Here is a 13,722-nt window from a genome sequence, read left to right as displayed (position 1 = left end):
CACTGTTGTGGGGTTTAGGGTAGATGAAGATTTGCAGGTGACGCGCGCAGTGTCAGCACTTTCGGTGCGTCGGGTAGTTTGCGGTTGAGCACCGGGTTGCCGTTCTGGTTCTGCGTCACATAGACCGGCAGTACCTTGGGCAGGGAGGTTAGCAGGCTGGACAGGTCGCGGGTGTTGTAGCTGCCACCCAGGCGCATGGCACCGGTCGCGCTGTCGGCCAGCAGAATAGGCGTTGGCAGGTAGCGATTGATCAGCGGCAGTGCCTGGCTGAGCGGCAGGTCGTCAAAAATCAGCTTTCCGTTACGCCACGCCAGGCTGGTGTCGCGCGCTTTGGTTTGTCTGATCAGAGGGCTGTCGTCGCCGGTCTTGAAGCTGGCCTGCATGCCGGGGTCCAGATGATGGCCGCCCTCCAGGTGCGTGCGGTCGCTGTTGACCAGCACCGAGCCCTCGACCAGCAGTACGCGCACCTGATCCTGATACGTCCACACATTGAAGCGCGTGCCCGTGACCTCGATGCTGCCCTGGCCAGCATCGACCACAAACGGATGCGTGCTGTCGTGGCTGACTTCAAAGAACGCCTCGCCCTTGCTCAGCGTAACGCTGCGTCGATCCTTGTAATTGGCGTACGTCAGTTCGGTGCCCAGGTTCAGCTCTGCGCGGCTGCCGTCGGCAAGCACTACCAGACGTGTTTCGGTGCCGGCGCTGTACGACTCATAGGCGTTCGGCAACCAGCCCTGATTCCAGCCAACGACACCTGCCACCGGCACCGCCAAGGCGATGATGGCCGCGGCTGCAGCGAGTGGTGCCCAGCGGCGCTGGCGGCGTGGCAGTACCGGGCTGGCCTGTAATGCCGCGCTCGGTAGGAGGGGAGCCGGATTGAGCGGTTCGATCTGCCCGGTGATGTCCCAGATTTCTGCCATGGCCTGATATTCGGCCGCATGCAGAGGGTGGGCCTTCAGCCATTGATCGAATGCCTTCTTTTCTGCGACCGTGCAGTCGTCAGCATGCAGCCGCATGCACCAATGCGCGGCTGCATCGGTGATTGCATCGTGTTCTGCCTTGCTGAAAAGAGGGTCGCTCATGGGCGCTCCGGTCAATGCCGTTGGCGCATTCTACCCTCTGATTTCAAGCAGAGAGAACATTCGCTGGCTATTACCCATCAATGGGTTGCTTATTTCCGTGTGAATGCAAGCTGCTCTCATTGATAAGGACGTGGCCGTGGGAGTGTTCTTGAAGGGCCTGCGGCGCTACTCTGGGCATCTGATTCTCGCTTCTGCAGTTACCCGCCCCGTTGCCATGCACAGGAGTTTCAAATGTCCGCCAGCCACGCCGACCAGCCGACTCAAGCTGTTTCTTACCCGCAACTGATCGACCTGCTGCGCCGGATCTTCGTTGCCCACGGCACCTCGCCAGAGGTCGCCGATGTACTCGCTGAAAACTGCGCCAGCGCCCAGCGCGACGGTTCGCACAGTCATGGCATCTTTCGCATTCCCGGCTATCTGTCCTCGCTGACCAGCGGTTGGGTAGATGGCAAGGCGGTGCCGGTGGTCGAGGATGTCGGCGCGGCATTTGTCAGAGTCGATGCGTGCAACGGCTTTGCCCAGCCGGCACTGGCGGCGGCCAGGTCACTGTTGATCGACAAGGCGCGCAGTGCCGGGATTGCGATTCTCGCCATTCGTGGCTCGCATCATTTCGCCGCGCTGTGGCCAGATGTCGAACCGTTTGCCGAGCAGGGGCTGGTTGCGCTGAGCATGGTCAACAGCATGACCTGCGTTGTGCCTCATGGCGCGCGGCAGCCTTTGTTTGGCACCAACCCGATCGCCTTCGGTGCGCCGCGTGCAGGCGGCGAGCCGATCGTGTTTGACCTCGCCACCAGCGCCATTGCCCACGGTGACGTGCAGATTGCGGCGCGTGAAGGGCGGCTGCTGCCTGCGGGCATGGGGGTTGATCGTGACGGGCTGCCGACGCAGGAGCCCCGCGCCATTCTCGACGGTGGGGCGCTGTTGCCGTTCGGCGGGCACAAAGGCTCGGCCTTGTCGATGATGGTCGAGCTGCTGGCGGCAGGGCTGACCGGGGGCAACTTCTCATTCGAGTTCGACTGGTCGAAGCATTCCGGCGCACAGACGCCGTGGACCGGCCAGTTGCTGATCGTCATCGATCCCGACAAAGGCGCCGGTCAGCACTTTGCGCAGCGCAGCGAGGAATTGGTGCGCCAGCTTCATGGGGTCGGCCAGGAACGATTGCCCGGCGACAGACGTTACCTGGAGCGGGCATGCTCGATGGCGCACGGAATCGTCATTGCCCAGGCCGATCTTGAGCGCCTGCAAGCGCTGGCAGGCGACTGAGCTATTTACATATTCGCTGACCATTCGTCGTGATCAGTCTTGTGTCCGGGACCGGATATAAATACTGTATGCATGAACAGTACGAACGAATGAGGTCTGTCATGTCCCTGAAGTCAGCGCAAAGCCCGGTTGCTCAACAACATCGCACGCTCTCTGCTACCCATGAAATGCAGCGTGAAGATTTTCTCAGGCTGGCGGCTGCGCTGCGCCAGTTCAACGCTTACCAGCCAGACGTGTCCATTGCCATCGCGGCAGCGCGTGCCGGTGGCGAGTATCGCCAGGCCAGCGCGATGGAATAGCTCGCCTACTGCCAGCCTGCATGCTTCATCTTGATTGTGAGTATACGAAGCGTATATGCTTCATATATTAAATGTGAGGTGAAACATGGGTCTGGTAAAAATTTCCGAAAACATGCATGCCAACCTGCGCTCTGCCAGTGTTGCGCTCAGCCGCTCCATCAATGCCCAGGCCGAGCACTGGATGCGCATCGGCATGCTTGCCGAGCTGCACCCGGCGCTGGATTACAGCGAGATCTGCCAGATGCTGATCCGTCTCGAGAACGCCGGTGACACCGTGTTGACCGCTTCGAATTTCAATGTGTCGGATCTGTCTGCGGCCAGCCTGTCGAAGGCAGCCTCATGAGCAGCGCCATCGGTCTCAAGACCGAACAGGACCTGGTGCAATTGCGCATAGCCGGCAGGCTGGCTGCCGATGTACTCGCGATGATCACGCCGTACGTCAAGGCAGGCGTCAGCACCGAAGCGCTCGATGACATCTGCAATGAATACATCGTCAAGGAACTGAAAGTGATCCCCGTGAATGTGGGTTATCACGGTTTCACCAAAACCACCTGCATTTCTCCCAACGCAGTGGTCTGCCACGGCATACCCTCATCCAAAGACATCTTGAAAGAGGGCGACATCGTCAATATCGACGTCGCCGTCATCAAGGATGGCTGGTACGGCGACACCAGCCGTATGTACCTGGTCGGTGAGGTCAGCCCTCTGGCCAAGCGCCTGGTCGAGACAACCTACGAGGCCACCCGCGCCGGTATTCACGCGGTGCGCCCCGGTGCAACGCTGGGTGATATCGGTTATGCGATACAGAGTGTCGCGCACCGTGAAGGCTTCAGTGTGGTACGTGAATATTGCGGGCACGGTATCGGCCGCAAGTACCACGAAGAGCCGCAGGTCCTGCATTACGGCACTCAGGGCAAGGGCCTCAAATTGAAGGAAGGCATGGTATTTACCATCGAACCGATGATCAACGCCGGCAAGGCCGGCACCCGAACCCTGCCGGATGGCTGGACTGTTCTGACCAGCGACCTTTCGCTTTCTGCGCAGTGGGAGCACATGGTGGCCGTGACCGCGACGGGTTTCGAGCTGCTGACACCGTGGCCTGACGGTACGGGCGACTACCCGGCCATTTGAGGCGGTTTTAAGATTCGCGTGCACATGAATAATGGCCTTGCTTAAAGGCCATTATTTTTGGTGAGGGGACGGTCTCTCACGCTTCCAGCAGCATCGCTCTCTTCCAGTGCACCTGCGTTACGCCGCACCGTTCGGCATGCAAGGTCGCCAGGCGTATCGGCCCCGTGGACATATTGCCGCTGATGGTCCCGACGCCTGCATGCAGCGTTGCACAGTGCAGCGCTTCGCGTTGACACAGCTGCATTGTCCGATGCAGAAAACAGCGAAGCTCGCCATTGAATTCATAATGAATTTCAAATTCCGTTTGATGATTCATGGTTCCCTGCCTGTGATCGTTATTCAGCGCACGCACGGGAAAGCCTCCTCAATCAAGCCGCTGTCTGCACAGCGTATAGCGAAATTATTTCGTTCTACGCCCGAGTTAACAGTTGTCCGATAAGTGGTTTTGCGGGGCACTCGAATGAATAAAGCCCCTCGGAAGAGACCCTTCATACGAGTGTTTTTGCGCCCGTAGGCGAGGGCTATTTACACGCTTTCAAGTCCACCGGGCCGACAAACTCATTACCGCGCCCCATCACGCAGGCAACCTGCTGGTTACGCTGGCGCTCCCACGCCTGGGGAGGGTAGGTCTTGTCCCAGGCCTGATAAAGTTGTTGATCCTGACGCGACAGGCGCAAGTTGTATTGCTTGCTCATGTAGAAATAAGTGCGCGCGATCATGCCGCGTATCGACGGGCGCGGCATGACCTTCTTGGCCTTGAAGTCCACTTGAGTCAGGCATGAGCCGTACTGGCCTTTTTGCTCGGGAATCCAGCCAAAACTGAAGTTGCTGCGGTCACCGTTCACCTCACCGATACTGGGCACCAGGTTGTGCAGGTCCGCTTCGGCGCGTTTGTAAACGGGATCAGACTTCGTGCAGTTCTTGCGGCCGCCGTTCTGCCAGCACTGGCGCAGATGGCCGATTTGCCAGGCCGGGACGATGTGTTCCCATTCGATGCGGCTGGCGCGCTTGGCGCTCTTGCGCGGTACATAGCCGCAGCCGGCGAGATCGACCCGGTTGCCGGTGTATTTGCAGCCGCAGTAAAACTCGGTCGACTGCGGCGCATATAAACCCCAGGCGACTTTCTTCGCTTCGCTGAATGTACGCGGGGCTTCGGCCAGGGCCGGGAGTGAAGCGGTGATGAGCAGGGTGGTACACAGCAATGCAGAAAATCGAAACGTCATGCCGTCAGTCTTCCTTCGGCAACGTCCAGAATATTTGCACGCCACCGTCGTCGCGCCAGGCGAGGGTGACATTATCGTTTTCGGCGATCTCTTCAAGGAGCTGCGCCCAGTCGTCCTCCGACTCGTCCGGCAGACGAAAAAGCAGGGCGGCCCTGGATTTCTGTGCGGTAGGCGAGTTGATGATTTTCTGTACCCGCATGCCCATACGCTCGTAAGGGCCGGGTATGGAGGGGGTCGCTGCGGTTTGTTTTGCCACGGAAAAAGTCCCTGATTGAGCTGTACGGGCATACAGTATTTCAGTGTCGGATCTTTCGCAACACCTATGTAAGACAAAGCCCTGAAAGTGGCACAATGTCGTCTCGAAAAAATACGTATTGCTTCTGGAGTAGTGCATGAATATCAAGTCTCTGGCATTCCCGATACTGGCCTCGGCAGTTGTGCTGTTGGCAGGCTGTTCCACGCCCTCGGTGGTGACCCTGCAAAACGGCACACAATACATCACCAAAGACATGCCCAAAACCAAAAGCCGTGATGGTTTTTACGAGTTCGAAGACCTGTCCGGCAAGACCATCCGAATCAAGGCCGACGAAGTGGCCACGGTCAAGCCTGAGGAGTGAGTGAGGGCTGATCGCTTGCGCGCGGTAAAAAGCGATCAGCGCCCACAGATTTCATTTCTGACGGATTGACAAATCCTGCGGCTTTTTTCATAGTTCGATCCTCGCAAACGTTTGCGTGTCGATGCGCTGCATCGACCCTGCGTCGTTCGCCCGAACAATAATCACAAGATCGGAGATGAACTCATGAAGCTGCCATTTGCTGGACGCCTTCTCGCTGTCGCCATGTTTGCTGCCGTTACGGCAGTCATGCCCCTCTCTGCTGCATACGCCCAGACGCCTGAAAAGCCCAAGGTCGCGCTGGTCATGAAATCGCTGGCCAACGAATTCTTCCTGACCATGGAAGATGGCGCCAAGGCCTACCAGAAAGAACACGCCAACGACTTCGACCTGATCTCCAACGGCATCAAGGATGAGTCCGATACTTCGGCTCAGATCCGCATTGTCGAGCAGATGATTGTCTCCAGAGTCGATGCGCTGGTTATCGCGCCTGCCGACTCCAAGGCTTTGGTGCCGGTGCTCAAAAAAGCCACCGACGCCGGAATCAAGGTCGTCAACATCGACAACCAGCTTGACCCTGATGTGCTCAAGAGCAAAAGCCTGATGATCCCGTTTGTGGGTCCGGACAACCGCAAAGGTGCCGAGCTGGTGGGCGACTACCTGGCCAAGCAACTGAAAAGCGGTGACGAAGTCGGCATCATCGAAGGCGTGTCGACCACCACCAATGCGCAGCAGCGCAGCGCCGGTTTCAAGGACGCCATGGACAAGGCGCAAATGAAAGTGGTGTCCACGCAGTCCGGCAACTGGGAAATCGACAAGGGCAACGCAGTGGCCTCGGCGATGCTCAACGAGTACCCGAACCTGAAAGCGCTGCTGGCCGGCAACGACAGCATGGCGCTGGGCGCAGTGTCCGCCGTGCGGGCGGCAGGCAAGGCGGGCAAGGTGATGGTGGTAGGTTACGACAACATCAACGCGATCAAGCCGATGCTCAAGGACGGCCGAGTGCTGGCCACCGCCGACCAGTTTGCAGCCAAACAAGCGGTCTTCGGTATTGAAGCTGCGCTGAAGCTGGTTAAAGGCGAGAAGGTCGACACCAACGAAAAAGGCGTCATCGAAACGCCAGTAGAACTCGTTACCAAACCTTGATCCACGCCGCGTAAAGGTGCCCGTCCTTGCAGGACGGGCACTGGGAGAAATGTATGTCAGCGTCTGCTCAGACAGCTGTTCTTTCGGTCAGTGGCATCGGTAAAACCTACGCTCAACCCGTGCTCGGTGACGTCGACCTGACGTTGATGCGTGGCGAAGTGCTGGCCCTGACCGGGGAAAACGGTGCCGGTAAAAGCACCTTGTCGAAAATCATTGGCGGCCTGGTCACGCCGACTGCCGGGCGCATGGAGTTTCAGGGGCAGCCTTATGAACCTACGAGCCGCACCCAGGCTGAAAAGCTCGGGATTCGCATGGTTATGCAGGAACTCAACCTGCTGCCGACCCTGACCGTCGCCGAAAACCTGTTTCTTGACGATCTGCCGCGTCGCGCGGGCTGGATCGATCGCAAGCGTCTGCGTGAAAATGCAATCAAAGCCATGGCCCAGGTCGGGCTGGATGCCATCGACCCTGACACACTGGTGGGCGAGCTGGGCATTGGCCATCAGCAGATGGTTGAAATCGCCCGCAACCTGGTCGGCGACTGCCATGTGCTGATCCTTGACGAACCTACCGCCATGCTTACCTCTCGCGAAGTGGAAATGCTGTTCGAGCAGATTACGCGCCTGCAGGCACGTGGCGTCTCGATCATCTACATCTCGCACCGGCTTGAAGAGCTTGCCAGGGTTTCCCAGCGCATCGCTGTGCTGCGTGATGGCAAACTGGTCTGCGTCGAGCCAATTGCCCGCTACAACAGCGAGCAACTGGTGACGCTGATGGTTGGCCGCGAATTGGGCGAGCACATGGACATGGGCGCTCGGCAGATTGGCGAAGTGGCCCTGTCGGTCAAGGGGCTCAGCCGTGCCGGTAAGGTTCAGGATGTTTCGTTCGATGTGCGACGGGGTGAAATCTTTGGCATCTCCGGGCTGATTGGTGCCGGACGAACCGAATTGCTGCGCCTGATCTACGGCGCGGACATTGCTGACAGCGGCGCAATCGAAGTGGGTCAGCCGTTGCAGGCGGTCACCATTCGCTCTCCGGCCGACGCTGTGGCGCATGGCATTGCGCTGATCACCGAAGACCGCAAAAGCGAAGGTCTGCTGATGTCGCAATCCATCAGCGCCAACATCGCATTGGGCAACATGCATTCCATCTCCCGCGCTGGCATGGTCAATGCCGACGAGGAGTTGAAGCTGGCGCAGCGGCAAGTGGCCGCCATGCGCATTCGCAGCTCCAGTCCGACCCAACTGGTGTCCGAGCTGTCCGGCGGCAACCAGCAGAAGGTCGTGATCGGTCGCTGGCTGGAGCGTGATTGCCCGGTGATGCTGTTCGATGAGCCGACCCGAGGCATCGACGTCGGTGCCAAGTTCGATATCTACGCGCTGCTGGCCGAGTTGACCCGTCAGGGCAGGGCGCTGGTGGTGGTGTCCAGTGATCTGCGCGAACTGATGCTGATCTGTGACCGTATCGGCGTGCTGTCTGCCGGTCGCCTGATCGATACGTTCGAGCGTGACAGCTGGACTCAGGACCAATTGCTTGCCGCAGCCTTCGCCGGTTATCAGAAACGTGACGCGCTGCTGAACGACGCAGCGCCCAGGAACGACTCATGAAAAATACTCCTTCCCCGACACTGACCGTGCCGGCCCGTCGTGGCGGCAACTATTTTGGTCTCGGCACCTACATCGGGCTGGCGGGCGCATTACTGGTCATGATTGTGCTGTTTTCACTGCTCAGCGACCACTTCCTGTCCTACCAGACGTTCAGCATGCTGGCCAACCAGATTCCTGACCTGATGGTGCTGTCGGTCGGCATGACGCTGATCCTCATCATCGGGGGTATCGACCTGTCGGTGGGGTCGGTGCTGGCGCTGGCGGCCTCGGCGGTGAGCGTGGCCATTCTGGGTTGGGGCTGGAGCGTGTTTCCTGCCGCCTTGCTCGGCATCGCCTGTGCGACCCTGGCCGGTACGATCACCGGCTCCATTACCGTGGCGTGGCGCATCCCCTCGTTCATCGTGTCCCTCGGCGTGCTGGAAATGGCCCGTGGCGCGGCGTACCAGATGACCAATTCGCGCACGGCCTACATTGGCGACTCCTTCGCCTGGCTGTCCGACCCGATTGCCTTCGGCATTGCGCCGTCGTTCATCATCGCGCTGCTGGTCATCTTCGTTGCCCAGGCCGTGCTGACCCGTACCGTCTTTGGCCGCTACCTGATTGGCATCGGCACCAATGAAGAAGCCGTGCGTCTGGCCGGTATCAACCCCAAGCCCTACAAGATTCTGGTGTTCTCGCTGATGGGCCTGCTGGCCGGTGTGGCGGCGCTGTTTCAGATATCGCGTCTGGAAGCGGCTGATCCGAATGCCGGTGCCGGGCTCGAGCTGCAAGTGATTGCCGCGGTCGTGATTGGCGGCACCAGCCTGATGGGCGGGCGCGGTTCGATCATCAGTACCTTTTTCGGCGTGCTGATCATTTCGGTGCTGGCCGCAGGCCTGGCGCAGATCGGCGCTACCGAGCCGACCAAGCGTATCATCACCGGTGCGGTGATCGTCATCGCGGTGGTGCTGGACACTTATCGCAGCCACCGGGCACGGCGCCAAGGCTGATATGGCGACCATCAAGGATGTCGCGGCGCTGGCGGGGATCTCGTACACCACGGTCTCCCATGTGCTGAACAAGACCCGACCGGTGAGCGAACCGGTCAGGCTCAAGGTCGAAGCGGCCATCGCGCAGCTGGATTACGTGCCCAGCGCCGTGGCGCGTTCGCTGAAAGCCAAGACCACCTCGACCATCGGCCTGCTGATTCCCAACGGCATGAACCCCTACTTTGCCGAGCTGGCCAGGGGCATCGAGGATTACTGCGAGCGTAACGGCTTTTGTGTGATCCTCTGCAACTCCGACGACAACCCGGAAAAGCAGCGCGGTTACCTGCGCGTATTACTGGAAAAACGCGTGGACGGCCTGATTGTCTCGTCGGTGGCTGGCGATAGCAGCGTCACCTGCGGGCTGACCGAGGTGCGCACACCGCTGGTGATCGTCGACCGCGAGCTGCAAGGTATCGAGGCCGACATGGTGCGCATCGATCATGAACAGGGTGCCTGGCTGGCCACTCGTCACTTGCTGGACCTCGGGCATCGGCACATTGCCTGTATTGCCGGGCCGCGCGAAAGCACGGTCGCCGAACTGCGCCTGGCCGGTTATCGGCGCGCCATGCAGCAGGCGTGCATCGAAGTCGGTGCAGGCTGGGCGGTGCACAGCGAGTTCACCAGCCCGGCCGGCCATGATGCGGCGGGCCGGCTGTTGGCCGAGCATGCGCCGACTGCGATCTTCGCTAGTAACGATGTGATCGCCATCGGTGTGTTGCGGGCGGCAGCCGAGCGTTCGATTCGCGTGCCACAGGACCTGTCGGTGATCGGTTTTGATGATATCCAGATCAGTCGTTACGTTTATCCGGCGCTGACCACCGTCGGCCAGTCAATCATGCAACTGGGTGAAACCGCCGCCGGGATGCTCCTGAGCCGGATCGCCAGCCCTCATGCAACCCCTGTCGAGAAACGACTTGTGAAGCCGTGTGTCGTGGTGCGTGAATCCACGGCCGCGCCGAACACGTCGTCCAATGAATGACGCGCACGCACAGCAACGAGTGAATGAGCCATGCAAGCAAAAGTAGTGATTGTGGGCAGTCTGAACATGGATCTGGTCATCCGCGCCCAGCGTCTGCCGCGCCCCGGTGAAACACTCAGCGGGGAAACCTTCGACACCGTGCCCGGCGGCAAAGGCGCCAATCAGGCGGTTGCTGCGGCGCGCCTGGGGGCCAGCGTGGCAATGATCGGTTGCGTAGGCGCCGATGCCTATGGGCAGCAACTGCGGGCGGCGCTGCTGGTCGAGCGCATCGACTGCCAGGCGGTGACTGTCGTGGAAGGCGTCTCCACCGGCATTGCATCGATCGTGGTCGACGCCAACAGCCAGAATGCCATCGTCATTGTGGCCGGTGGCAATGGTCGGCTCACCCCGGCGCTGATCGAGCGTTTCGATGCGTTGCTGGCGGGCTCCGAGATCGTCATCTGCCAGCTGGAAGTACCGACTGAAACCGTTTTCCATACCCTGTCCAGGGCCCGTGCGCTGGGCAAAACCGTCATTCTCAATCCGGCCCCGGCCAGCGAGCCATTGCCCGCAAGCTGGTACGGCCTGATCGATTACCTGATCCCCAACGAAAGCGAAGCGCAGACCCTGACCGGTGTGACTGTCGACTCATCCGCCGCTGCCGAACAGGCTGCCACGGCGATGCTGGCGGCCGGAGCGCGCAATGTGATCATCACCCTCGGCGAGCGCGGCACTCTGTTCGCCAATGCCGCTGGCGTGGAGCATATTCCTGCACGTCGCGTACAGGCCGTGGACACCACTGCTGCAGGTGATACCTTTGTCGGTGGTTTTGCGGCGGCACTGGCCGCTGGTCAGGGCGAGTCGCAAGCCATTCGCTTCGGTCAGGCGGCGGCGGCCATATCCGTCACCCGCGCGGGTGCCCAGCCGTCCATACCGACGTTCGAGGAAGTACAGGAACTCAATTCGTTATGAAAAAGACACCGCTACTCAATATCGCCCTGTCCCGCGTCATTGCTTCGCTGGGGCACGGTGACATCCTGATGATCGTCGATGCCGGAATGCCCGTGCCGCCGGGCGTCGAACTGATCGACCTGGCGCTGACCCGCGGTGTACCTGATTTCGTCAGTGTGCTGGACGTGGTGCTGAGTGAAATGCAGGTTGAAAGCCACGTGCTGGCCAGCGAAATGGCCGACATCAAGCCGCCTGCCTTGCAGATCATCGAAAGCCTGAATCTCGACGATCAACTGGGGCAGCAGCGCTGGATCAGCCATGAAGACCTCAAGGTCCTGAGTCGCACCGCCAAGGCGATCATCCGCACCGGAGAATGTCAGCCGTACAGCAATCTGGCGTTGGTGTCCGGAGTCGTTTTCTAGCTATCAAGCTTTTCAAGCTACCAAGAAAGGGAGTTTCATATGACGTTGATACAGTTTTCCAGGCAATTCATTCGTGGAGCATTGCTCTTGTCCCTCCTGAGTACCGCTGCCGTTCAGGCGGCAGAAAAGCGTGATCTGATTATCGACACCGACCCGGGTGCGGACGACGTGGTCGCGCTGCTGCTGGCGCTGGCGTCACCCGAAGAGCTGAACGTGATGGCCATCACTACCGTGGCCGGCAACGTCAGGCTGGACAAGACCTCGCGCAACGCCAGACTGGCCCGCGAATGGGCCGGGCGCGAGGAAGTGCCGGTGTATGCCGGTGCGCCCAAGCCGCTGGTGCGCACACCGATCTACGCTGAAAACGTTCACGGTCAGGAAGGCCTGCCGGGCGTGCCTATTCACGAACCCGCCAAAGGGCTTGCTGAAGGCAACGCGGTCGATTACCTGATTCGCACCTTGACCAAGGCCAAGCCACACAGCATCACCATCGCCATGCTCGGTCCGCAGACCAACCTGGCGTTGGCGCTGGTGCAGGCTCCGGAAATCACCCAGGGCATCAAGGAAGTGGTGGTCATGGGCGGGGCGCATTTCAATGGCGGTAATATCACCCCGGCTGCCGAATTCAACCTGTTCGCCGACCCGCACGCTGCGCAGATCGTCCTGGCCAGTGGCGTGAAGCTCACCTACGTGCCGCTCGACGTGACCCACAAAATCCTCACCAGCGAACAGCGCCTCAAGCAGATCGCTGCGCTGGGCAACAACGCTGGCAAGCTGGTGGACGGCATTCTCAATGAATACGTCAAGCTGGACATGGAGCATTACGGCTTGCCGGGTGGGCCGGTTCACGACGCCAGCGTCATCGCCTGGCTGCTCAAGCCTGAGCTGTTTTCCGGCCGGCAGATCAATGTCGCCATCGACACGCGCGAGGGCATCGGTTTCGGTCAGACAGTCGCCGACTGGTACGGCACGCTGAAACAGCCACAGAACGTGTTCTGGGTCGAAGACGGCAACGCTCAGGGGTTCTTCGACCTGCTGACCGAGCGTCTGAAGCGACTCAAGTAATCACGCGCTCTGAGATGACGCCTGTCAGGCAGGCAACTCTGCCGCGGCATAGCGGCTCAGCACCTGGCCGATGAAGGAGCGGGCACCGTCTGTGCCCAGCTCCTTGATCAGCAGGTCGACGGCGATGATCATCAACTCTTCCGGGGTTCCCGGGCTGTGCGAGCAATGGCCTTGAGGCCATTTGGCTTTTATGTCCGCATCTATCGATATGCTTGTCATGTCTGTCTGACCTCCACCACTGCTCTCCATTGGGTAGCCACGCTCTTCGCTTCCTGGCGCTCGCTCTTGTGGCAGTAAACCACTCCGCGCGCGTTTTGACACTTCTACTTGCACATTGCCTTGATGCATTAATTCGATGGGTGACGACGATAAACGTTTTGTGACGATTTCATCGCGCAGCCTGCGTGGTGGCAGGGCAGACTCTTCGCCCAGGCAGATCAACAGGTTACCTGCGGCATGCTCGTCGTGATGTGCAACCAACGCGCTTGAGTGCGGTCGGACGAGGTCTGGAAATGTTTATTGGCAGAGGAGGGTGTATGCCCCGGAAGTTCGCAACATTGGGTTTTGTGGTCATGGCGTCGGTATTGGCAGGTTGCAGCAGCACTGCCTCCGATTCGGGCGCTGCAGCGCCAGTCAAGGCCGACGCGCCAGCCAGCAATGCCATACCGGGCCGCTGTGATGCAGGGCTGGGTCAGTTCGCAATTGGCAAGCCGGCGTCCATCGACCTTCTGTCACAGGTGCGCACGCGTACCGGTTCACAGGATGCGCGCATTCTCGGGCCAGATGACATGGTCACGCTGGAATACCGGTCCGGGCGGGTAAACGTCAATACCGACGCTTCGGGTAAAGTGACGCGCATCAACTGCGGCTGAGTCGGCACTTTTCTGTCGCGCATAAAAAACCCCGTCAGTGACGGCAATGCTGTTCACTTAA

General features: G+C 59.9%; 18 protein-coding genes. 13 read left to right on the top strand and 5 right to left on the bottom strand.

Annotation, left to right across the window (positions count from 1 at the left end):
- Positions 1-14 precede the first annotated feature (14 nt).
- Complete coding sequence (locus DW49_RS0127160) at positions 15-1,082, bottom strand: FecR family protein (RefSeq protein WP_005617466.1); 1,068 nt, start codon at positions 1,080-1,082, stop codon at positions 15-17.
- A gap of 231 nt (positions 1,083-1,313) precedes the next feature.
- Here DW49_RS0127160 and DW49_RS0127155 point away from each other — a divergent pair, with 231 nt between their 5' ends.
- The 4 genes from DW49_RS0127155 to map all read left to right on the top strand — a co-directional run bounded on the left by DW49_RS0127155 (position 1,314) and on the right by map (position 3,775).
- Positions 1,314-2,345, top strand: a complete 1,032-nt coding sequence (locus DW49_RS0127155) for an Ldh family oxidoreductase (RefSeq protein WP_005617468.1) — start codon at positions 1,314-1,316, stop codon at positions 2,343-2,345.
- A 101-nt stretch (positions 2,346-2,446) separates the two neighbouring features.
- Positions 2,447-2,644 carry a hypothetical protein gene (locus DW49_RS0127150; protein ID WP_003382425.1) on the top strand — a complete coding sequence of 66 codons (198 nt, stop codon included), beginning with the start codon at positions 2,447-2,449 and terminating at the stop codon, positions 2,642-2,644.
- 85 nt (positions 2,645-2,729) lie between these two features.
- The gene (locus tag DW49_RS0127145; protein ID WP_005617470.1) at positions 2,730-2,987 is read left to right on the top strand and encodes a ParD-like family protein; all 258 of its coding nucleotides are present in this window, start codon (positions 2,730-2,732) and stop codon (positions 2,985-2,987) included.
- A complete protein-coding gene (gene map / locus DW49_RS0127140; protein WP_005617471.1) occupies positions 2,984-3,775 on the top strand; it encodes a type I methionyl aminopeptidase in 792 nt (263 codons plus the stop codon). The genes DW49_RS0127145 and map overlap by 4 nt, the downstream gene beginning before the upstream one ends.
- 76 nt (positions 3,776-3,851) lie before the next feature.
- Here map and DW49_RS0127135 read toward each other — a convergent pair whose 3' ends face one another.
- The 3 genes from DW49_RS0127135 to DW49_RS0127125 all read right to left on the bottom strand — a co-directional run bounded on the left by DW49_RS0127135 (position 3,852) and on the right by DW49_RS0127125 (position 5,254).
- The gene (locus DW49_RS0127135) at positions 3,852-4,091 is read right to left on the bottom strand and encodes a DUF6555 family protein (protein WP_005765648.1); all 240 of its coding nucleotides are present in this window, start codon (positions 4,089-4,091) and stop codon (positions 3,852-3,854) included.
- Between the two features lie 205 nt (positions 4,092-4,296).
- A complete protein-coding gene (locus DW49_RS0127130; RefSeq protein WP_005617474.1) occupies positions 4,297-4,998 on the bottom strand; it encodes an endonuclease in 702 nt (233 codons plus the stop codon).
- A 4-nt stretch (positions 4,999-5,002) separates the two neighbouring features.
- Positions 5,003-5,254, bottom strand: a complete 252-nt coding sequence (locus tag DW49_RS0127125; protein WP_005765646.1) for a DUF1654 domain-containing protein — start codon at positions 5,252-5,254, stop codon at positions 5,003-5,005.
- Between the two features lie 136 nt (positions 5,255-5,390).
- On the opposite strand from DW49_RS0127125, the gene DW49_RS0127120 reads away from it, so the two are divergent.
- The 8 genes from DW49_RS0127120 (at position 5,391) to DW49_RS0127085 (ending at position 12,789) form a co-directional block, all read left to right on the top strand.
- A complete protein-coding gene (locus tag DW49_RS0127120) occupies positions 5,391-5,615 on the top strand; it encodes a YgdI/YgdR family lipoprotein (protein ID WP_003382418.1) in 225 nt (74 codons plus the stop codon).
- A 222-nt stretch (positions 5,616-5,837) separates the two neighbouring features.
- Positions 5,838-6,758: a sugar ABC transporter substrate-binding protein gene (locus DW49_RS0127115; protein ID WP_370445420.1), complete on the top strand. Its 921-nt coding sequence runs from the start codon at positions 5,838-5,840 to the stop codon at positions 6,756-6,758.
- 53 nt (positions 6,759-6,811) lie between these two features.
- Positions 6,812-8,365 carry a sugar ABC transporter ATP-binding protein gene (locus DW49_RS0127110; RefSeq protein ID WP_005617477.1) on the top strand — a complete coding sequence of 518 codons (1,554 nt, stop codon included), beginning with the start codon at positions 6,812-6,814 and terminating at the stop codon, positions 8,363-8,365.
- Complete coding sequence (locus DW49_RS0127105; RefSeq protein WP_003382415.1) at positions 8,362-9,354, top strand: ABC transporter permease; 993 nt, start codon at positions 8,362-8,364, stop codon at positions 9,352-9,354. The genes DW49_RS0127110 and DW49_RS0127105 overlap by 4 nt, the downstream gene beginning before the upstream one ends.
- 1 nt (position 9,355) lies before the next feature.
- On the top strand, positions 9,356-10,372 hold the full coding sequence (locus tag DW49_RS0127100; RefSeq protein ID WP_005617478.1) for a LacI family DNA-binding transcriptional regulator: 1,017 nt from the start codon (positions 9,356-9,358) through the stop codon (positions 10,370-10,372).
- A gap of 30 nt (positions 10,373-10,402) precedes the next feature.
- Positions 10,403-11,323 (top strand): ribokinase, encoded by a 921-nt coding sequence (rbsK, locus tag DW49_RS0127095; RefSeq protein WP_005617479.1) that lies wholly within the window; start codon positions 10,403-10,405, stop codon positions 11,321-11,323.
- The gene (gene rbsD, locus DW49_RS0127090) at positions 11,320-11,724 is read left to right on the top strand and encodes a D-ribose pyranase (protein WP_005617480.1); all 405 of its coding nucleotides are present in this window, start codon (positions 11,320-11,322) and stop codon (positions 11,722-11,724) included. Before rbsK ends, rbsD begins: the two co-directional genes overlap by 4 nt.
- 39 nt (positions 11,725-11,763) lie before the next feature.
- On the top strand, positions 11,764-12,789 hold the full coding sequence (locus DW49_RS0127085; RefSeq protein WP_003382410.1) for a nucleoside hydrolase: 1,026 nt from the start codon (positions 11,764-11,766) through the stop codon (positions 12,787-12,789).
- A gap of 24 nt (positions 12,790-12,813) precedes the next feature.
- Here the strand turns inward: DW49_RS0127085 and DW49_RS1000000132985 are convergent, their stop codons facing one another.
- Positions 12,814-13,008, bottom strand: coding sequence for a hypothetical protein (locus DW49_RS1000000132985; protein WP_005617481.1), 195 nt, complete (start codon positions 13,006-13,008; stop codon positions 12,814-12,816).
- Positions 13,009-13,325: 317 nt separating this feature from the next.
- Between DW49_RS1000000132985 and DW49_RS0127075 the strand changes: the two genes are divergently transcribed.
- A complete protein-coding gene (locus tag DW49_RS0127075; protein ID WP_024419798.1) occupies positions 13,326-13,661 on the top strand; it encodes an I78 family peptidase inhibitor in 336 nt (111 codons plus the stop codon).
- The last annotated feature ends 61 nt before the right edge of the window (positions 13,662-13,722 follow it).

Origin of the sequence: Pseudomonas avellanae BPIC 631 (assembly GCF_000444135.1) — a bacterium.
In the GTDB taxonomy this organism is placed as follows: Bacteria; Pseudomonadota; Gammaproteobacteria; order Pseudomonadales; family Pseudomonadaceae; genus Aquipseudomonas; species Aquipseudomonas avellanae.
The sequence above is the reverse complement of the archived record's forward strand: the minus strand, read 5'-3'. Positions and strand labels throughout refer to the sequence as shown.